Here is a 17,887-nt window from a genome sequence, read left to right on the forward strand (position 1 = left end):
GGGGTGTGGTCTACGACCAAGTCGGTCAGCTGCTCGATCGGCGCGGTCATCGCCGGGTCAGCCCCTGAAGCCGCACCATGGCGGCGTCGACCCGATCGGGCTTGAGGCCCATCCGTGCCCGCCCGGCGTTGTCCTGGGCGTGACCGATCTCGTTCGGCCACCACGGGCGAACCCACCAGGCGACGTCCGCGAGGTACCTCACGGCCCGCGGCACGTCCCGGTGCTGCTTGCAGGCGTCGGCACTGACCACGCATCGGATGACGCCGCCTCGTGTCTTGACCGGGAACGGGCAGCCGGTTCCGCTCAGACGGAGGCGCCTCATGCCGGGTCCTCCCAGTCCGCGTCGGACGAAAGCGACGCCGCGGTCAGCAGCAGCGGCGTGCTGTTCAGCGGGCCGGCGGTGGCGTAGAACTCACGCCGACCCAGCACGGTCGACGGCGACTCCCGCGGTTCCAGGTCGAGGGCGGTGCACGCTGCCTCGAACGCAGTCCTGTTCGGCAACTGGATGACGGTGCGGGGTTGTGCGGGTTCGTGGGTGAGCTGGGTGAAGTCGACGTCGTCGAGGGCTTCGACGATGCCGGCCAGGGTGGTGGGGGTGGTCACGGGTGTGCTCCTTCGGTGGTGGGTGCGGTTCCTGCGTCGATGGCACGCAGGACGACGGGAGCGGTCTCCCGCACGATCTGGGACCACGCGTCGGCCAACAGCGCCACGGCTTCTTCGTGATCGGCGAGCAGCCGGCTGACGGCGGCGAGCTGGGCCGCGGCGAAGGCCTGCAGCATCGACGCGATCTGCGTGCCGTAGCGCTCGGCCGCGAGGATCCGCGCCTCATCGCAGCCGGCGGACCGCGCGGCCGCCGAGAACCGGACCAACTGCTCCTCGGACTTGTGCAGCATCTGCAGCCAGATGTTCTCGCCGGACTCGCGGGTGGTGCCGTAGCCCTCGCCGGTGTGCTGACGGGTCACGCCCCAGACCAGGGACTTCGGGTCGTCCATGGCCATGCCGGCGACCTTGGTGCGCAGCACGGTGACCTCGGCGTGCTTCCACGAGACCGCCTGCAGCATCGCGTCCGCCGGGTCGACGGTCGGCACGCTCGTCCCGTAGGCCTCGGCGAGCGCGCGTCCGAGCTCGCGCTGGGCAGCCTCGGCCTGCGTACGACGTTCGGCGGCGGCCAGCGCCTGAGGGGTGTTGCCGCCGTGCTTTCGGCACACTCGCTGGCCCTTGCGCGGTGGCTGGCCACAGGGTCCACCGTCGGACTTCCGGTGGCCGGCACACGATGGCTTCTCTGTACCCCGCAAGACATGGGGTTGGCCGCACTGAGAGCACGCCTTGGGGTCACTCATCGTCGCGGCCCCGCCCGTCGTCACACCCGCTGCAGAGGTCGTCATCGACCCACCAGCACCGGAAGGGCCAGCAGGCCTCGTCGTCAGTGCACCCGCAGTTGCGGCAGCGTCGGATGTTGTCCGGCATAGTCGTCTCCTGGTTCGTCATGCGCTGTCTGCCCAGGCGAAGGTCGGCTCGCTGGCTTCGGCGATGATCTGGACGCCGTGCAGCTCGGTGGCCATGGCAGCGGTCAGTGCGGCGGTGGCCTCCTCGGCCTCGTCCTCGGGGACGTGGACCACGAGCTCGTCGTGCACCGGCAGCAGCACGGCGTTGCCCCAGCGGGTGCCCGACCAGCGCACGAGTGCGTCGATCAGCAGCTCGCGGGCGGTGCCCTGGATGCAGTAGTTGGGGCCGGCGTAGCCGCGGTCGGTCGGCATGTAGATCGTCCGGCCGGAGTAGGCCTGGAACTCGGTGCGGCCGGCATCGACGCCGTCGGCCACCATCCGTGACCAGGAGGACAGACCCGGGGTCATCAGGTCCATCGCCTCGATGATCGCCTTCGCGATCGGCTCGCTGACCGGTGGATCCGACGTGATCAGCCCGTTGAGCCCGGATCCGTAGAGCCGGCCGAACACCTTGCGCTTGGCCTGGTACCGCTCGGGTTTGCCTGCGTCGGGGCCCCACACGAGCTGCGCGATCTCGCGGTGGATATCGCGGTCGGGGTCGGCGACGATCGCCATCAGGTTCTGGTCCTGGCTGAGGGCCGCAGCCACACGGAGCTCGACGCCAGAGAAGTCGGCCGAGATCAGCACGTGCCCCGGATCGGCGGTGATGCAGGCACGGAAGCCGCCCTCGCGGGGGACCTGCTGCAGGTTGGGCCTGACGCAGGACATGCGCCCGGTGTCCGCGGCCAGGGTGTAGATCGTCGGGCGGGCCCGGCCGTCGCCGTTGGTGACGAGCTGACGGTAGGGCTCGAGGAACAGGCCGAGCCGGTTCTCGGCGGTCTGGTAGTCCAGCCGTGCCCGCACGAGGTCGCCGATCTCGCCGTCGACGTTCTTCAGCGGGTCGAGCACGCCCTTGGCCACGCTCGGCCGGCCGGTCTTGGTCCGCGGCAGTGGGGCGCCCAGTCGCTCGAGGGCCGCGGCCACCTGCTGGTCACTGCCGGGGTTGTCGACACCGAAGGCACGGATGTGCTCGGACGCAGCGGTCAGCGCGGCGGTCTGCTCCGCGTGCAGCCGCTCGACCAGGTCGGCGTCGAGCCGCAGTCCTCGGTCGGCCACGCGGGCGGTCATGCGCTGGGCGAGGCGTTCACGCTCCAGCAGCTCCGGGGGCAGCGGGGGCAGGCGCAGCGCGAGCGCGGCGTCGTCGATGACGTCGCTGGCGGCGTAGCGGATCATCGTCTCGCAGGCGGGGTTGACCTGGGCCCAGCCGGATCGGCTGATCGGGGTGGTGCTCTTGACCTCGGTAAGCCACTTGCCGGCCTTGAACAGTGCCTTGCGTCCCTCCTCGGCTGCGGTGGAGACCGCGGCGTCGCCGAGCACGGCGCCGGCGAGCTTCTTCAGGCCGGGGTCGCTGCCGGTGGAAGCGGGGTCGGCAAGCTTGGCCGGGATCACGGTGTCGTGCATCCGAGACCAGGCGTCGTCGAGGTCGATCAGCCCGGCATGGGCCAGGGGGATCAGGTCGGCGGTCGCCGAGTGCGCGTGCAGCATGGCCGCGGCTCCGACGTGCCGGCCGGCCACCTGGGCCTGCTCGGGGTCGGCGGCGTCGAAGTCGATCGCGAACGCGTCGTTGCCGAGCTGGATGGTCCGCAGCGCGTAGTCGCGGTGGCCCAGCGGGTAGCCCGTGGTCTCCACGTCGACGGTGAGTGCGGCCGGCGTGACGGTGATGGTGCCCAGGAGCGCGTCGGCGTCGGTCAGGCGGATCGCCACCACGGCACCGTCCTGGGTCACCAGCGCCGGCAGCTGGATGATCGGTCCGCCGGCTTCGGAGATCGCCGCGGCCAGCTTCTCGGCCTTCACCGCTGCCGCCTTCGCCACGGCCTCCGCGGTCTTCGCGCGCTTCGGCTTGGGCGGTGACGGATTCGCGACAGCAGATTCGCTGGAATCGCAGGGGTCCGACGGATCGGGTGTCGGATATGAGGTCGACTGGACCTCGCCGCCGTGTGCGCATGTGCGCGTGCGCATGTGCGTAAGGGGGTCTGTCAATCCGTCACTTCCGTCACTCAGACGGATCTCATCGGGGTTGACCTGCGAAAACGTGGGTGACGGATACGCGGGAACATCCGTCACCAATCCGTCACCAGAGGGGGCGTATCCGTCACCCGGCTGCGGAACCGGGCTCGCGGTCGTCGGAGCAGACTTGGCGGCCTCGGGCATGAACCCTGGCGTGCGGACCCTCAGTGGGCGCCGTTTTCCCTGCTTCGTGTGCTGGATCGGCACTTCGAATCGTGAGAGCGCCCGGCCCCAGCGCTGTTCGGTCGGGATGACGTCGGCCCTGATGCCGCTGCGTCGGCAGGAGGACCAGAACGCCTGGTACAGCTCGCGGCTGGGGGTGCCGGCCTCCCACGGCTCGGTCTCCTCCTCGAGCCAGACCCGGACGGGGTCTTGCTCGGCTCCGACCTTCTCGGCCATGTCCCGCAGGTGGATCGGTGCGGCGCTGACGTGAGCGGTGGTGGGTTCGGCCAGCCAGGAGCCGGCTTCGGCCATCATCGACGCCAGTACACCGGGGGCCTCCTCGCGCCAGGCGGCGCTGTTGGTGTGGCCGATCGCGGCGCGAGCGATCCGCACGGCCTCGGGGTCGCCGTCGCACGGCAGGAGCCGGGCCCGGGCCCGGATGGCCGGGTCGGTCAGGGCAGGCTCGTCGTTGGTGGTCAGCACCAGGGTGTGGGTCGGCCGGAAGGTGATCGGGTTCTGGTTCATCTGGTTGGCGGTCAGTTCGCCGCCGCCGGTGAGCTGCTTCAGCCGCTCCTGGGCCCAGCGGCCCTCGCGGGGGCCCTCGTCGATGAACGAGAGCCGGCGGCCCTTGAGGGCGAACACGATGCTGGCGTGGGCCTTGGCCCCCTCGGCGCCCATCAGTCGGGGGTCTGCGGCGTGCGCGTAGGAGCCGAGGACGCTCATCAGCAGGCTGACGACCTGGGTCTTGCCGCGTCCGGTGTCGCCGATGAGGATCGGCAGGGCGCGGTCCGGGTAGCCGGTCAGCGCGATCGACAAGACCCGCACGGCCCAGGCCCGGACCTCGGGGTCGGGCCACACCGCGGCGAGGAAGGCGTCCCACAGCGGGGTGTCGCGTCGCTCGGGCAGGACCGCGGCGGTGTGCAGGTGCGGGGTGGCCGGGTCCATGGCCGCGACCCACGACTGGACAGGGGCGTCGGGCAGGCAGGACTTCAGGTCCCACGGCACGCCGCCGGCCCAGAGGATGTCGGGCGCGGAGTCCAGGCCGCCGAGGTCGATGGCGCAGGGGTGGGTGCCGGCGGCGACCAGGGCGGCCATCTTGGACGCGATCGCCTTCGCTCCGGCCTGGGTGTTGAACCGGGCACGTCGACGCGACCGGGCGTGTTCGTCCGAGCCCTTCTCGGCCTCGGGGTTGCCGATCGGCAGGAGGCCGGCGACCTGGGCGACCGACCACTGGGAGAGATCTCCGGCCAGGGTCCACCGGTCGGGCAGGCGCAGCAGCCAGCCACCGGTGTCGTGGGCGTACCGGACGACCGGGTAGGTGCGTTCCAGCACGGCCTGCGCGAGAGGCTGGTCGAGCTCGGCCGGAGGGTCGAAGGCGTGCGCCCCGATGACCTCGCGGATGGACCAGCGGCGCTCGGGGGCCACCGCGGTGCCGGGCTCGCCGGTCGCGTCGTCGGGGGCGGCCCCGGAGACCATGAACGCGAGGTCGTAGACGCAGGGGTCGCGGGGGTTCTGCACGGTGCCGACGACGGTCACGGCCTTGCGGGCGCTGGTGAGCAGCATCCGGTCGAACTCGTTGCCGCGCAGCTCGCCGGCGGTGAGGTTGTCCCAGATGACGCGCAGCTCGGTGATCGCCCAGGCGACTCCGGGGTGGCCCTGGGCGGCGAGCTGCACCAGGTGGTGCACGCGGGCGGTCATGGTGTCGTGGCGGCTGCCGGCGTCGGCGGTGGCCAGGGTGTCCAGGGCGTTGAGCCGCGCGCCGTAGATGTCGGCGCACTCGGGGCGCCAGTCGTCGAGCAGCTGCTCGAGCAGGGCCTCGCCGCTGGCGGGGTCGGCCGCGGACGGGCCGGCGCTGGTGGCGCCCTCGAGCAGGTGGGCCAGCCACGCTGCGGGCAGCTCGGCCAGCTGCAGCGGGTTGGGGACCTTGTCGCTTGGCTGGTCGGTCTCGTCGTACCACTGGTACTGGGTGCCGGTCTCGGGGTTGATGCTCGGCGCGACCACGATGTAGCGGTGGTGCCGCTGGATGATCTCGATGTCCCCGGTGCCGGCGGCGGTGAGGTTGGTGATGTACCGCTGGGCGGGGACCTGGAAGAGCAGGACCCGTGAGGGGCCCGGGCCGTGCTCGTCGCCGCGGGCCGTGGAGCTCCAGGTGGGCGGCAGGGGGCCGAGCTTCTCGACGAGTGCGGCGAGGGTATCGGCGCCGTGCTTCTGCTTGCCCTTCTTCACGTACTGGTCGACGTCGATGCCGATGACGCCGTCGGGCATGCGCAGGGCGATGGAGTGGTGGGGGTGGCTGCCGGCGAACTCCACGACCTGGGCGACGTCGGTGTCCTTGCCGTCCGCGCCGGTGAAGCCGGTCGGCGGGGGGAACTTGTCCCGGGGCGGCACCGGCAGCACGCACGGCCAGCCGGCCTGCACGTAGTCGGCGACGTGCTCGGCGTAGATCGGGGGCGTCTGGTCGTTCACAGGTGGTTCAGCTCCTGGTGCTCGTGGGTGGAATGTGCGGCGGCGTACGCCTCGACCAGCGCGCCGGAGACCCGGCCGCGGACCACGGCGGGGATCAGGCCGGCCTCGACGGCCCAGACCTTCACCTCGCGGGCGGTGACGCAGAGGTCGTGCATGCGGGGCAGGACCTTCTCGACGCGCTTGGAACGAGGCCGGCCGGCAGAGGCCAGACGGATCTCGTCGTCGATGCGCGCGGCGAGATCGGCCAGGCGCTTCAGCTCGTACCTGTCGTCCCGCCTCCGGGCGCTGTCGATCTCGTGCTTGGTCCGACGCTGCAGTCGTTGCAGCGCCTCCAGGCGGGTTCCGGTGCGGACGGCGGGCACGGGTCAGACCACCGGGACCAGTCGGCTGACGTGGGCGCTGCTGTTGCTGGTGGGCAGGTCGGGGCGCTGGAGTGCGGCGTGCGAGAACTCGGGGCCGAAGAAGCTCGTGATCTGCCAGACCGTGCGGCTCCTACCGACACGGACCTGCTCGCCGATCACGTAATAGTGGTCGTCGTGCTCGACCGCCTCGACGACCGGGATCTCGTTCATGAGCACTCCCCGCAGACACCCGTGACGGGCAGCTCGATGAAGCACGACGAGCAGGAACCACGAGCCGGCCGCTGCTCGACGTCCGGGCACTGCACGTGCACGAGCTCGTCGGTGGCCGAGTAGGCGACCTCGTCGCCGGGCTTGATCCGGGTGTCGCAGGCCCCGCAGTTGCCGCCGTAGCGGGCGGTGAACGTGGTCATCGGCGGAACTCCTTGCTCAGCGGGTCGGGGATGCGGCCGTCGTGGACCGCGGTGAAGAGGGCGTGGCGTCCGGCGTCGCGGGCGTGCCGCATGCCGCGGACCTTGGCCGTGAGGCCGGCGGCCTCCATGCGGGCGTCGGTGGCCCAGGGCTTCACCGCCGCAGCGCTGCGCAGCACGGTCGTGGCGCCGTAGTGCAGGGCTTCAGCTCGCAGCTCGCCGACCAGGTCGCGGGTCGTCGCGCCGGCGGCTGCGGTGGATGACCGGCCGGACCGGGAGCCCACGACGAACTGCTCGATCTGCACGAGTGTCGGCCAGGCGTCGAGGCTGACCTCCTCGAGCATGGCGAACAGCACGGGGCGGGCGATCTCGGCTGAGCACTGGGCGACGGTGATCTGACGCTGCAGGAGCCGGCCGCCTGCCCAGCGCAGCTCGACGAACCCGGGCACGGGTCCCGGGTCGATGCCGATCGCCCGCAGCTGCGAGCTCACGCCACCGCCTCGTCGCGGCGGCTGTTGGTGAGAGTCGCGTCCACGTAGATCTCGGAGTCGGCGCTGTGCCGGCGCAGGAGCACCGCCATCTCACCGGGCAACAGATCCTCGGGGATCACCCACGCCGATCGGGGAGCGGGGCCCGGGCTCCAGACCTGGCCGGTGCGCTCGGCCCGGCGCGTCACCGGGACGTCCCGGTACTCGTCCTGCTTCGTCACGTGGTTGAACCCCGCCACGCGCTGCGTCTGTCCGGTGGGAACGTCTTGCGACCAGGTGATCTCGGCGCCGACCTCCATGCCGGTGGGGCGGAACGCGATGCCCTCCTCGGTCAGCTTCGGTGCTCGCCACCGTGCTGAGGGAGCCCATGACGGGCGCAGGAAGCGTGCGCCGTGGACCTTGCGCTGGTGCTCCTCGAACTGCTTGCGGTCGCCGGTCTCGAAGTCGCAGCGCGTCCAGATGACCTCGGCCTTGAGCTTGGGGTCCCAGCGGCTGGGCTGGTCAGTGTGGTCGGGGTTGTGCTTGTCGTACGGCACGGGCACGGACTTTCGGCAGGTGCCGTCGAAGGTGGGGGTGCGGGTCATGGGCGCTCCTCAGGCTCGGGGGGTGGGTTGGTCGGGGTGCACGGTCTGGGTGTGGGCGGCGACGCCGTCGGCGAGGGTGCCGCCGTGGAGGCGCTGGATCGGGCAGCCGCACAGGGGGCAGGTGTAGATCTCGGTCATGACGCCGCCTTGAGGTCGGCGCCGCCGAGCAGCTGGGAGACGATCCGGGGGTCCTGGACGAGGTCGGCGAGCTGGCCGGCACGCTCTCGCAGGACTGCGCGGACTCGGGTGTCGATGGTGTTGCGGGCGACGATGTCGACGATCTCGATGCAGTCGTGCTGCTCGCTGCCGATGCGGTGGCAGCGGTCCTCGGCCTGGATCGACTCGACCAGGGACCAGGGCCGCTGCAGGAACACCACGGTCTTGGCCGCCGTGAGGGTCAGGCCCACGCCGCCGGCGCCGGTGGTGACGCACACGACGTCGAGCTCGCCGCCCTGGAAGGCGGTGACGGTGGCGGTGCGCTCGGTCATGGTCTGGCCGCCGACGATGTAGCCGACGCGCAGGCCGGCCTTGGCCGCGGCCTCGCCGGCGAGGGTGACCAGCTGGCGTGAGGGCGCGAACACCACGACGGGCTGGCCGGGCCGCTCGTCGAGGACCTCCAGCAGTGCGTCGACCTTCCACGACGGGTCCTTCAGCGTGAGACTGACGTGCCGCTTCTCCAGGCCGGTGACCTGGTCGACGTCGGGGCCGTAGGTGACCTCGACGTCAGCCGCGGCGCTGGCGAGACGGGACAGGTGGCCGAACTTCGACATCACGTCCATGACCTGCAGCTCGGTGCCGTCGGGCAGTTCGGCGAGCATCTCGGCCTCGAAGTCGTCGTAGACCTTGCGCCACTTCGGCGGCATGTCGACGGTGCGGACGCTGTAGACCTTCGGCGGCAGCTCCGTGAGCACGTCGGCCTTGGCCACGCGGCGGTGCTGACCGAGGAGGGTGAGCCGGAACTCGGCCTCGCGGTAGGGCAGCAGGCCGAGGATCTCTTCGCCGTAGTCGGCCGAGAGGCTCTGGCAGTAGCGGGCGACCCAGCGCTCTTTGCTCGGCCAGGCGTCGGGCATGAGGCAGGCCAGCGCGGACCACAGGTCGCCCGGGTTGTGGGTGATCGGGGTGCCGGACAGCGCGACGACGGCGCCGCCCTTCTTCGCGGCGATGCTCGCGAGGCGGTGCACGGACTTCGACCGCTCGGTGCGGGGGTTCTTGATCAGGTGGCACTCGTCGATGACCAGGTGTGCGGCGCCGAGCTTGCGCAGGGGGCTGGCCTTGGCGACGGGCGGGACGTCGGCGCGGGCGGTGTCGTAGCTGACGACGTAGACGTCGGCGGTGCCGGCGAGGGTGTGACGGGCCTTGGGGGCACCGCGCCACGCGACGGTGCGGACGTGAGGCGCCCAGGTGCGCCAGGCCTCGACCCACGGGTCGACGACGGAGGCGGGGCAGACCACGATCACGGGTCCGCCGTCGTCAGGGAAGCCGGACATCCGTCCGTGCTCGACGAGGCCGAGGATCGCGGTGATGGTCTTGCCGGTGCCCGGCTCGTCGGTGAAGAGTGCCTGCCCGGTGGCGGCGACCATGGCCGCTCCGTCTGCCTGCCAGTGGAACGGTACGAGGCCCTGGGGCGGGGTATAGCGCATCTCGGCCGGCTGCTGGCGGGCGGCGGCCTGGTCGAGGATCCACGCCTGGAGGCGGGGCCCGGGTACCCACGCGGCGCCGAACGCTGCCGACAGTTGCACCACGGCGGGCCACGTCGCCGGCACGACGAGCGCTCCGGGCGGGTTCGACTTGGTGAACAGGGGCGTGAGCGTCGCGAGAAGTCGCGCGGCCGCGGCCATGTCGGCAGGCGCGGCCGTACCGCCGGCGAGGAGCACGATGCTCTCCCCGCCGGCGGTCAGTTCCGCGTGGATGGTTGTCACTGCGGCTGGGCTCCGGGCTGCTGACCGCCGGTGAGGCGGGCGAGCAGAGCCTGCTGCTCACCGCTGAGGTCCGACGGCGGCTGCGGCTGGGCCGACTCCACCGTCTGCTGCGGTGCGGCCTGCTGGACCGGCTGCTGTGCCGCGGGCTGCGGCACGAACTGCTGGGGGACCTGCGGTGCCGCGTGCTGCTGGACCGGCTGGGGCGCCTGCTGCGGTGCTGACGCCTGGGGCATGGCGGGTGCCTGGGCGCCGCCGGGCGGGGTGTACTGGATCTGGACGACGTTGGACGGGTTCATGCCCTGACCGCTGGGCTTGCGCTGCACGAGCGTGACGACGATCGTCGCCCCGCCCTGTGGTGCGCCTTCGACCCCGGCCTCGGCCATGGCGCGGACGAGCTCGTCGCGGGCCTGACCGCGCACGTAGTACACGGCCTCGCCCTCGGGGAACTCGGCGGACGCCTGGACCTTGAGCGGGACCTTCATGACGAACTTCGGGCGTCCGTCGCGGTAGAACTCGGGCTGCTTGGTCTGGAAGTTGACCTGCTGCTGGATGTCGGCCCTGGTGACGTCCCGCGCCACGAAGCCCGCGTAGGTCGTGCCGAGCGGCTTGTCCTTCCAGCTGATCGACGGACCTCCCCCCGTCGCCGGCTGGTTGTAGAAGTCGTCGATCGTCCCCTGTGCGAGCGGGACGGTCGGCTGGGCCGGTGCCTGCGGAGGCGCGTACTGCTGCGGCGGGTACTGGGCCTGGGGCGGGTAGCCGGGAGCCTGCGGGTAGCCCGGGTACTGCGGCTGGGCCTGCGGGGCTGCGGGCTGCTGGGGCGGGTAGGGGTACTGCGGTGCGGGGTAGTTCATGGTCATGCTCCGTGTTCTGTGCGATGGGTGTGTTGGTGGTGAGCCGCCGTCACCCGTTGGGGGTGCTGGCGGCGGCCGTCCCGGGACATCCCGGGCCGGAATCCTTGGCCGACTGAGGTCGGTAGAAGGGGCAGAAGAAGCACTCGTCGTTGTCCGGCGAGGCGTTGACGGCGTCGATCCGGAGATCGCCGGCGAGGACCTGGTCCGCGAGGGCGCGGCGCTCGGCCGTCTGGCGGAACACCAGTTCCAGCAGGTCGACGTTCTCGGGCAGCAGCGTGTAGCCGTCGGAGGTGAACTCGTGGTCGCGGACGTAGAGCCCGTCGAGGCTGGCCGCGGTGGCGGGGTAGGCGGCCACGACGACGCGGCGCACCGGCAGGCCGAGGTTGAGGTAGCCGAGGCCGTAGAGCAGCAGCTGCACCAGGTACTTGCGGGGCCAGCCTTTGCGGATCTTGGCCATGGAGGACTCGCCGAGGAACTTGTGGTCGTCGACGGACTGCTCGACCGCGTCGTAGAGGTCGGAGGTGCCGGGGTGGTCGGGGTGCGGCACGACCGGGTTCTCGGCGACCCACCTCAGGAGGCCGCGGCGCTCGTTGTCCTCGGTGAACGCGTCGGCGGCCCAGGCGTGCAGCGCGGTGCCGCGGATCGAGGGCCACGGGTCGGCCACGTGGTTGGTGGTGGGCAGCGCGGCCATCTTCCCGACGACCTGCCGGTCGCACTCCACACCGAGCTCGCTGGGGCCGAGGTGCTGCTGCAGCGTCCGGGGGGCGCGGGCAGCGTGGTCGAGGAACACCCGGCGCAGTTCGATGGCGTAGCGGGCGGCCCACGGACTCGACCCGCTGACCGACTTCGGCGCGGCCGACATGAACTCGGTGGGGGAGATGGGCGTGCTCATGCCGCGGCCGTCTGTCGGCGACGAGCGTGGTCGATCGCGGACTGGGTGACACCAAGGATCTGCAGCGCCGACCAGCGGGATTCGCCGTTCTCGACGAGCCAGTCGTAGTCCTCGACCAGGTCACGGCGCGCGGGGGCCCCGACCTGAGGGACGGCGGCCGGGTCGTCGATGGTGTCGTCGTCCCAGGCCAGCGGGGTGACCCAGCCGGCGACTGCCGCAAACCTGAGGCTGCGGGACACAGACGACCGTTCGTGAACGAGGGAGACGGGGGCCGGCGTCATCGACAGCTCGTCGTAGATCTTCCGGACAGCGGCCGCAGTGCCCGCGGTGACGTCGCGGCGCCCGTGGGCCAGAGGTCCGAAGTTGCTTCGGTTCATGCCGATCTGAGCAGCGATCTTCGACTGAGACCAGCCGATCGCCACGAGAGCCTGGATCCGGCGTGCTGTGCCGATCGACGGCACGATCGCGCCGGCGGCGAGGTCGAGCTCGACCGCCAGCAACTTCTCAGCCGTCGCCGGCCGGACACGCTTCGACGGGACCTGACCTCGGGACGGGTCGCCGTAGATCAGCTTCCACACGGTCGAGGGGGAGAGCCCCGCGGAACGTGCGACGCGCTTCCACCCCATGCCCTGACGGCCAAGACGGAGAACGTGCCGACGCGCGGGGTCCGCGTCGATGTACGGCTGCCAACGGCCGTACGCCTGCTGGCGGGAACGCTCGGCTTCCGCGACCGAGTTCGCCGCCCTGCAAGGAGAGCAGCGGCAACGATCCACGACGTACTTGACGCGGGTGCCGTGCTGACGATGAGTATCGCGGACGGCGGTCACTGGTCCTCACCGCCGCCCTTGACGACGGTGAGGGACCAGGACTCGGACTTCTTGGCGTATCGGACGTAGGTCTCGGGGGCCTCGGCCTTGAGCTTCTTGGCGTCGACGGTCCAGCGCTCGGAGTGGGAGAGGCGCAGGGACGGGGCGTGGGGACCGTTGAGCTGGATCTTCAGGTGGTCGGCGGCACGGGCGGCGAGCTCGGCCTTGATCCCGTCTGTGATGACCTTGAGCTGGGCGGCTGCGGCGTCGGCGGCGGCCTTGGCGGCGGGGTACGCGGCGTGGAGCTGGGCGAGGCGGGCGTCGGTGTCGGCGTCGAGGTTGAGGACGGCGTCGGCGGCGAGGGGCTGGGTGGTCATAGGAACTCTCCTGTGGTCTGTGCAGTGGTGACGGGGATGGGTGGGAGCTGTACGGCGACGCCCTGTTCGGTGGCGAGGTCGACAGCGACGTGCACGTCCGTGATGAGGGACGCAATCTGTGGGGGCCGGGGCCCGGCGTGCAGCGCGGCGTTGGCGCGCTCGGTGAGGAACTGGGCGGAGCGGGTGCCCCGCTCGCGGTCGGTTTCGGAGGCGGCGGTCTCCAGGGACCGCAGGACGTGGCACCAGGCGTTGGACTCGGCGATGTTCATGCGGCCTCGTCCCTGGGGAGCACGGCACTCTTCATGCGGCGCTCGACCCACTGCTCGGAATGGGTGCGCAGCTCGTGCTCGCCGGTGACCGTGGGGAGGTGTCGCGGCCGGGCGAACTTGTCGCCGACCTTGAGCAGCCACAGGACCCAGGCCCAGAAGAGTCCGACGACGAGGGTGATGGCGCCGACGACGACCGCGATCTGGGCGATGAGCAGCGCCACTGACAGCACGGTGTCCATGTCAGATCTCGCCTTCGGTGCGGCGGATGCCGGTGCACGTCGGGCAGACGTCGGCGCAGTCGAGGTGGTGATACTCCGAGGACCAGCCGTCGCCGCAGGTCGTGAACTCGTCGGAGTCCTCGACGCAGAGCGTCACCCCGCAGACGGTGCAGTCCACCCGCTCGGTGCAGGCGCTGCCCTCTGGGCAGTCGACCGGCTCGTGGTGGTTGGGGACGTCGACGGGGGTCGGCTGCGTGTAGTAGGCCGCGAAGGCGTACGCCATGGTGTTCATGACTTCCCTCCGTGCTTCGCTTCGCGGTGCTGCTGCAGCGCTGTGTCGGCCTTCCTGCGCGAGTCGCGCGTCCAGAAGCTGCACTCGGCGCAGCGGCGATAGACCGAACGGCCGCCACGTGATCTGGTCACCCGCGTCACCCGGCGTCGGCCCTCCCCGGGCTCGTCGTAGCGATCGAGGTCTTCCTGCGCGGCGCTCATGCGTGCACCCGCTCGATCCGGAGGACCGCCTGCGCGAGCAGCAGCCCCACGAGCACAGCGAGGACGAAGTTGACCCACGCCAGGCCGACGACGATGCCGCCGACGGCGGCCATGCGGCGGGTCATCGGTCGGAGCCGTTCGCGAGGTTGATCGCCTCGGCCGCGTGGACGTCGAGGGCGGTGTCGCGGCGGTGTTTGGGGGACGGGTCCTCGCCGGTGATCTTCGCGACGTCGAGTTGCAGCTCGCGGGTGACCAGGTCGCAGAACGGGCACCAGTGGTCCTCGCGGTGCTTGCCGGTGCCGTCGGACATGGCCGCGGCACGGCGGAGATCGGGGGTGGCGATGAGGAACATCGGTAGACTGCCTTTCAAGTCGTGGGCCCGGTTTTCTCGTGGTTGGGGAGCCGGGCCCCGGTCGTGTCTGGGTGGTGCTCTGAAGTTGGGTGGGGCCCCGTTTCTCTGTGGGGCCCCGTGCCCGACCGTGGGAGTCGGCCGGGCTCCGGTGCCGGGGCGAGGGAGCGTCCGCGGCGCCGGTGGTCTCAGGCGGATCTGGCCCGGTCGAGCGGCGGGAGGCCGCGGTCGGCGCGGATGAGGTCCTCGAGCTCGTCGACGGTGTACGGGTTGGTCGCGTGGTGGGCGGCCTCGGCTGCCTCACGCGGGGTCATCCGGTCGCGGGCGGCGAGCCCGTAGGCGAGGGTCCGGCCGGCGGCGTCGATGCGCTCCTGGGACGGGATGCCGTTGCCGGGCCGCTTGGCGTCCGCGGTGCTCATGCCGACACCGCCTTGCGGCCGCGACGAGCGGAGAGCTCGTCCTGTCGCTGGATCTCGCGCCGCCGGCGAACGCCAACGAGGTCGAGTTCGGCGGCCCGTTCACGGGCGAGCCGCTGCAGGGTTTCGATGCGCTGCTCGATCAGAGCCGGGACCGGCGTTCCGAAGAGCGCCCGGTAGTCGGCGACAGCGGTGACGAGACCCTTCGGCAGGTACGCGCCGTTCGGCGTCTCGCTGTCACGGATGAGGACGGTGAACCAGTCGAACCAGTCCTGCTCGGTCCAGAGGTGGCGGCCTGCCCACTTGCCGGACTTGTTCCAGCGGGGAACCTCGTCGCGGATGGCGCGGCGCTCGACCTCGCGGGCGGTGATTCCGGTCGGGTAGACGTGGGCTCGGACCTTGGTGACGGTCGGCGCCCACCAGGAGGTGGAGCGGTGCTGGGCGAGCCGGTTGGGCAGGTTCGCGGTCGAGCCGACGTAGATGAGTCGGCCGTCCTGGTCGAAGCACCGGTAGACCCAGTGAGTGGCGTTGGTGCGGTCGACCTTCATGCCGACACCGCATCAGACGAGTCATGGCGCGTCATCAGAGTTGACATCGACGGCACGAAAAGAGTCCCGGGGAGGACGCGCAGCGCCTCCTCGATGCGCTGCGCAACAGCAGGTGTGCACGTGGTGCGCTCGCCGCGGACCATCATGCTGATGAACTGCCGCGAGCATTCCGCGTGTCGACCGAGTCGGGCCTGGCTGAAGTCGCCGGCCTCCATGTAGTCGATCAGCAACTTGGTGCTGCGGAGCTTCATCCATCTGCCTTTCGCTCGGCGTCGCCGGGTCGTGTGCTTCATCGTTGCTCCTGGGTTGGCTTGTTGTCAACAGTGAAACCGTATCGGACTTCATCAGAGTTGACAAGTAGTAAACGAGTTACAGGCTTGTATTTCTGGTGGTCACTGGAATGACAGGCGTGTGGCGTGGCGCTGTCTTGTAGACACAGATTCAGGCAGACTTGTCGCTGTTCAGTTGACAGCGCTGCTACTGGTGGCTTCCTCACGGGGGAGTGGCCGCGATAGGTGTTCAGCATGCCTCACGCGTTTCGCGATTTTCTCCAGCAGGGCCTTGACGACCGCACGTGGCGACAGGCCGACCTTGTCCGTGAGTCTGGGATGTCCCGTGCGCTTGTGAGCAAGCTGCTCAAGGACCAGCGCGATGTGCTTCCTCGCCCACCCGAGCAAGCCACGGTCGAGGGGATCGCGAAGGCGTTCCGTGTTCCGCCGGCGACCGTCTGGCAGGTCGTCGCCCGCGCCATGGGTTTGCCCACCGAGGCCCTCCCGACGATCGTGCACGAGCTTAAGGATGCAACCGACCACGAGCTGTTGGACGAGATTTCCCAGCGGATGTCCAGGCGAGTAGTGAGCGACCAGGAGTGGGCCGCGGAACGACGCCGAGCCGATGAGTTGGAGATCTTGGAGTTCATCAGCCGGCAGAACGAGGCGGAGTCAGGTGCGACGGTGGTGGATGCTGAGAACCCGTTCCCTGTCGACACCTTGGCGTGGAGACGGATCGAGGAAGAGCGGCAGAAGCAGTTGCGGCTCGACGCGATGGTGGACGAGTACCTCGAACGGCGCGGCACCGCTTCCATCACCTTCACCGCCAGAGGGCAGGTCAACAGCGCCCGCGAGCTCGAGCCCGACGAATTGGCTCGACGGCGCGCGGCCGCCGAAGCCGAGACGTCGATCGAGGGCCCTGAGCCGCCGGCGGAGCTCGCGGCCGACGCGACCGACGAGGACACCGAGTACACCAAGCAGTTCGACGCTGAGCACGGCGACGACAACGAGGGGCGCTGACGATGGTCGACAAGCCACTACCGGTGAGCTTCTGGCAGGCACGAGTTCTGGACAAAGCAGCGAAGCGCGCGGCCGGGCTCGACTGGTCTGACGCTCTGCGGGCTGCCGCGACGCTCCCGTTGAGGGAGCGGACCCACGACGACGATGTGTACGACCTCATAGTCGACGGAGATCTCGTGCTAGTTGGTGCGCACCGCGTCCTCAACAAGGACTTCATGACCACGATCGACGCAAAGAGCGAGTCGATCAGGGACATCATGGACGACGTCTCCGGGGAGGAGGACGGCCCCGAGTTCGCGCACACGACCGTGATGGCGATGCTGCCTCGCCACAACGCCATCGCGGTTGTTCGGGGCGGTGCCAACTCGCCGCGAGCGAAGTCTGCGGCGGAACTCTTCTTGCAGCGACACGTCAGCGTCGGTCGTGGCGCCCACTGGTTCGTCGAGCCGATCATGACGCCGCCTCAGCTGGATGACCTCCGCCGAGCGAAGGGTGTCCAGGCACTGCAAGCGCGATACGAGACGTTGAGCCTCCTCGACGATCCTGACCCTCAGCGCAGGGGCTTGGCCACGACCTTCGACAACACAGCCAGCTCTCTCGGCGCTGAGCTGATCATCGACGTCAACATCCGCATTGCGCCGGGCTACCGCCACTCGGGGAGTTTGGCGGGGCTCAAGGATCTCGTGCTGAACGACTTGCCACGTCTTTCGGGCAAGAAGCGATCGGTGACGGCCAAGGCCGTGTTCGACGACGACAGCAACGAGGTCATTGACCTGGTGGCCGGCAAGCTCGCGTCGTCTATCGAGTTGGAGCGCGAAGCCACGGAGAGCCGGCGGTACTCGGCCTTGCTGGACGGTCTGAAAAGCGTCAGTGTGGACATGCAGACTCGGGTGGATGAGATCCTGAGAGGGTGAGCAGCATGGCGACGCGTGAGTACGGACTCCGAGACCTCGTCGTCGAGCACCCGGGACTGGACCACCTACCCGCGATCCTCGCCGTGGGGACGTGGGCTCTGCTTATGCGCGACCTCGAGGTCAGCAACGTCCCGGAGTTCTTGGTGGGTCTTGCCACTGTCTCGGCTCTGGTGCTTGCGGCGGCCGCCTTCGTGTGCACGCTGACCTATCAGTCCTCCGCCCAACGAGTGGTCGATCTTCGCATTGCCTTCGGCGTCCAGATCCAGCGCAACTGGGTGTCGATCTTCGCCATCACCTTCGTCGCCGCAGTGGCCCCTCTAGTTGCCCTCTTGCTGGTTGGAACAGGACCGGTAGGCCCAGCGATAGCCGTGTGGGCGTCCGCGATGCTCGTCATGAAGGCCGGCCGCACCCTCTACTGGCTCCGGGCCATGGTCTTCACCCAGTACCTGGACGACGTTCGCCCGGCGCAGTCTTGGCCGCCCACCCGCGAAGAGCCGCGCTCGGCCTGACGCTTCCTGTCGGCGGTC

The 17,887-nt window shown here is 70.2% G+C and carries 27 protein-coding genes; 3 read left to right on the plus strand and 24 right to left on the minus strand.

Going from position 1 to position 17,887, the window contains the following annotated elements; all coding sequences use genetic code 11:
* Positions 1-46 precede the first annotated feature (46 nt).
* The 24 genes from HMPREF0063_RS02235 to HMPREF0063_RS02335 all read right to left on the minus strand — a co-directional run bounded on the left by HMPREF0063_RS02235 (position 47) and on the right by HMPREF0063_RS02335 (position 15,408).
* Positions 47-322, minus strand: a complete 276-nt coding sequence (locus HMPREF0063_RS02235; protein ID WP_156794016.1) for a hypothetical protein — start codon at positions 320-322, stop codon at positions 47-49.
* The gene (locus HMPREF0063_RS02240; RefSeq protein WP_007077021.1) at positions 319-603 is read right to left on the minus strand and encodes a hypothetical protein; all 285 of its coding nucleotides are present in this window, start codon (positions 601-603) and stop codon (positions 319-321) included. Before HMPREF0063_RS02240 ends, HMPREF0063_RS02235 begins: the two co-directional genes overlap by 4 nt.
* Entirely contained in the window at positions 600-1,208 is a 609-nt protein-coding gene (locus tag HMPREF0063_RS02245) for a hypothetical protein (RefSeq protein WP_007077022.1), read from the minus strand. Before HMPREF0063_RS02245 ends, HMPREF0063_RS02240 begins: the two co-directional genes overlap by 4 nt.
* Before the next feature lie 276 nt (positions 1,209-1,484).
* Positions 1,485-6,179, minus strand: coding sequence for a DNA polymerase (locus HMPREF0063_RS02250; protein ID WP_007077024.1), 4,695 nt, complete (start codon positions 6,177-6,179; stop codon positions 1,485-1,487).
* Entirely contained in the window at positions 6,176-6,541 is a 366-nt protein-coding gene (locus HMPREF0063_RS02255; RefSeq protein WP_007077025.1) for a hypothetical protein, read from the minus strand. The genes HMPREF0063_RS02250 and HMPREF0063_RS02255 overlap by 4 nt, the downstream gene beginning before the upstream one ends.
* A 3-nt stretch (positions 6,542-6,544) precedes the next feature.
* Complete coding sequence (locus HMPREF0063_RS02260) at positions 6,545-6,751, minus strand: hypothetical protein (RefSeq protein ID WP_007077026.1); 207 nt, start codon at positions 6,749-6,751, stop codon at positions 6,545-6,547.
* Entirely contained in the window at positions 6,748-6,951 is a 204-nt protein-coding gene (locus tag HMPREF0063_RS02265) for a hypothetical protein (protein ID WP_007077027.1), read from the minus strand. Before HMPREF0063_RS02265 ends, HMPREF0063_RS02260 begins: the two co-directional genes overlap by 4 nt.
* Entirely contained in the window at positions 6,948-7,439 is a 492-nt protein-coding gene (locus tag HMPREF0063_RS02270) for a hypothetical protein (protein ID WP_007077028.1), read from the minus strand. The genes HMPREF0063_RS02265 and HMPREF0063_RS02270 overlap by 4 nt, the downstream gene beginning before the upstream one ends.
* Complete coding sequence (locus HMPREF0063_RS02275; protein ID WP_007077029.1) at positions 7,436-8,020, minus strand: hypothetical protein; 585 nt, start codon at positions 8,018-8,020, stop codon at positions 7,436-7,438. Before HMPREF0063_RS02275 ends, HMPREF0063_RS02270 begins: the two co-directional genes overlap by 4 nt.
* Before the next feature lie 9 nt (positions 8,021-8,029).
* The gene (locus HMPREF0063_RS17190) at positions 8,030-8,158 is read right to left on the minus strand and encodes a hypothetical protein (protein ID WP_007077030.1); all 129 of its coding nucleotides are present in this window, start codon (positions 8,156-8,158) and stop codon (positions 8,030-8,032) included.
* Positions 8,155-9,939, minus strand: coding sequence for a DEAD/DEAH box helicase (locus HMPREF0063_RS02280; protein WP_007077031.1), 1,785 nt, complete (start codon positions 9,937-9,939; stop codon positions 8,155-8,157). The genes HMPREF0063_RS17190 and HMPREF0063_RS02280 overlap by 4 nt, the downstream gene beginning before the upstream one ends.
* A complete protein-coding gene (locus HMPREF0063_RS02285; RefSeq protein WP_007077032.1) occupies positions 9,936-10,796 on the minus strand; it encodes a hypothetical protein in 861 nt (286 codons plus the stop codon). Before HMPREF0063_RS02285 ends, HMPREF0063_RS02280 begins: the two co-directional genes overlap by 4 nt.
* Before the next feature lie 43 nt (positions 10,797-10,839).
* Positions 10,840-11,682 (minus strand): hypothetical protein, encoded by an 843-nt coding sequence (locus tag HMPREF0063_RS15575; RefSeq protein ID WP_050760888.1) that lies wholly within the window; start codon positions 11,680-11,682, stop codon positions 10,840-10,842.
* Positions 11,679-12,509 (minus strand): hypothetical protein, encoded by an 831-nt coding sequence (locus HMPREF0063_RS02295; RefSeq protein ID WP_211208747.1) that lies wholly within the window; start codon positions 12,507-12,509, stop codon positions 11,679-11,681. The genes HMPREF0063_RS15575 and HMPREF0063_RS02295 overlap by 4 nt, the downstream gene beginning before the upstream one ends.
* Positions 12,506-12,865 carry a hypothetical protein gene (locus HMPREF0063_RS02300; RefSeq protein ID WP_040320040.1) on the minus strand — a complete coding sequence of 120 codons (360 nt, stop codon included), beginning with the start codon at positions 12,863-12,865 and terminating at the stop codon, positions 12,506-12,508. The genes HMPREF0063_RS02295 and HMPREF0063_RS02300 overlap by 4 nt, the downstream gene beginning before the upstream one ends.
* Complete coding sequence (locus HMPREF0063_RS02305) at positions 12,862-13,134, minus strand: hypothetical protein (RefSeq protein WP_007077034.1); 273 nt, start codon at positions 13,132-13,134, stop codon at positions 12,862-12,864. Before HMPREF0063_RS02305 ends, HMPREF0063_RS02300 begins: the two co-directional genes overlap by 4 nt.
* Positions 13,131-13,373 (minus strand): hypothetical protein, encoded by a 243-nt coding sequence (locus tag HMPREF0063_RS02310; protein ID WP_007077035.1) that lies wholly within the window; start codon positions 13,371-13,373, stop codon positions 13,131-13,133. Before HMPREF0063_RS02310 ends, HMPREF0063_RS02305 begins: the two co-directional genes overlap by 4 nt.
* Position 13,374: 1 nt before the next feature.
* The gene (locus HMPREF0063_RS02315) at positions 13,375-13,644 is read right to left on the minus strand and encodes a hypothetical protein (RefSeq protein ID WP_007077036.1); all 270 of its coding nucleotides are present in this window, start codon (positions 13,642-13,644) and stop codon (positions 13,375-13,377) included.
* Positions 13,641-13,844, minus strand: a complete 204-nt coding sequence (locus HMPREF0063_RS16495) for a hypothetical protein (RefSeq protein ID WP_156794018.1) — start codon at positions 13,842-13,844, stop codon at positions 13,641-13,643. The genes HMPREF0063_RS02315 and HMPREF0063_RS16495 overlap by 4 nt, the downstream gene beginning before the upstream one ends.
* Positions 13,841-13,969 (minus strand): hypothetical protein, encoded by a 129-nt coding sequence (locus tag HMPREF0063_RS17195; RefSeq protein WP_007077037.1) that lies wholly within the window; start codon positions 13,967-13,969, stop codon positions 13,841-13,843. Before HMPREF0063_RS17195 ends, HMPREF0063_RS16495 begins: the two co-directional genes overlap by 4 nt.
* The gene (locus tag HMPREF0063_RS02320; protein WP_007077038.1) at positions 13,966-14,196 is read right to left on the minus strand and encodes a hypothetical protein; all 231 of its coding nucleotides are present in this window, start codon (positions 14,194-14,196) and stop codon (positions 13,966-13,968) included. Before HMPREF0063_RS02320 ends, HMPREF0063_RS17195 begins: the two co-directional genes overlap by 4 nt.
* 185 nt (positions 14,197-14,381) lie before the next feature.
* A complete protein-coding gene (locus tag HMPREF0063_RS02325; protein ID WP_007077039.1) occupies positions 14,382-14,612 on the minus strand; it encodes a hypothetical protein in 231 nt (76 codons plus the stop codon).
* The gene (locus HMPREF0063_RS02330; protein WP_007077040.1) at positions 14,609-15,157 is read right to left on the minus strand and encodes a GIY-YIG nuclease family protein; all 549 of its coding nucleotides are present in this window, start codon (positions 15,155-15,157) and stop codon (positions 14,609-14,611) included. The genes HMPREF0063_RS02325 and HMPREF0063_RS02330 overlap by 4 nt, the downstream gene beginning before the upstream one ends.
* The gene (locus HMPREF0063_RS02335) at positions 15,154-15,408 is read right to left on the minus strand and encodes a helix-turn-helix domain-containing protein (RefSeq protein ID WP_007077041.1); all 255 of its coding nucleotides are present in this window, start codon (positions 15,406-15,408) and stop codon (positions 15,154-15,156) included. The genes HMPREF0063_RS02330 and HMPREF0063_RS02335 overlap by 4 nt, the downstream gene beginning before the upstream one ends.
* A 372-nt stretch (positions 15,409-15,780) precedes the next feature.
* Here HMPREF0063_RS02335 and HMPREF0063_RS02340 point away from each other — a divergent pair, with 372 nt between their 5' ends.
* Genes HMPREF0063_RS02340 through HMPREF0063_RS02350 form a run of 3 tightly spaced genes read left to right on the plus strand, consistent with a single transcriptional unit; the run spans position 15,781 to position 17,869 of the window.
* Positions 15,781-16,446, plus strand: coding sequence for a hypothetical protein (locus HMPREF0063_RS02340; protein WP_156794019.1), 666 nt, complete (start codon positions 15,781-15,783; stop codon positions 16,444-16,446).
* A gap of 2 nt (positions 16,447-16,448) precedes the next feature.
* Complete coding sequence (locus tag HMPREF0063_RS02345) at positions 16,449-17,360, plus strand: hypothetical protein (RefSeq protein WP_007077043.1); 912 nt, start codon at positions 16,449-16,451, stop codon at positions 17,358-17,360.
* Positions 17,361-17,365: 5 nt separating this feature from the next.
* The gene (locus HMPREF0063_RS02350; protein ID WP_007077044.1) at positions 17,366-17,869 is read left to right on the plus strand and encodes a hypothetical protein; all 504 of its coding nucleotides are present in this window, start codon (positions 17,366-17,368) and stop codon (positions 17,867-17,869) included.
* The last annotated feature ends 18 nt before the right edge of the window (positions 17,870-17,887 follow it).

It is taken from the genome of Aeromicrobium marinum DSM 15272 (assembly GCF_000160775.2).
Taxonomy (GTDB): domain Bacteria; phylum Actinomycetota; class Actinomycetes; order Propionibacteriales; family Nocardioidaceae; genus Aeromicrobium; species Aeromicrobium marinum.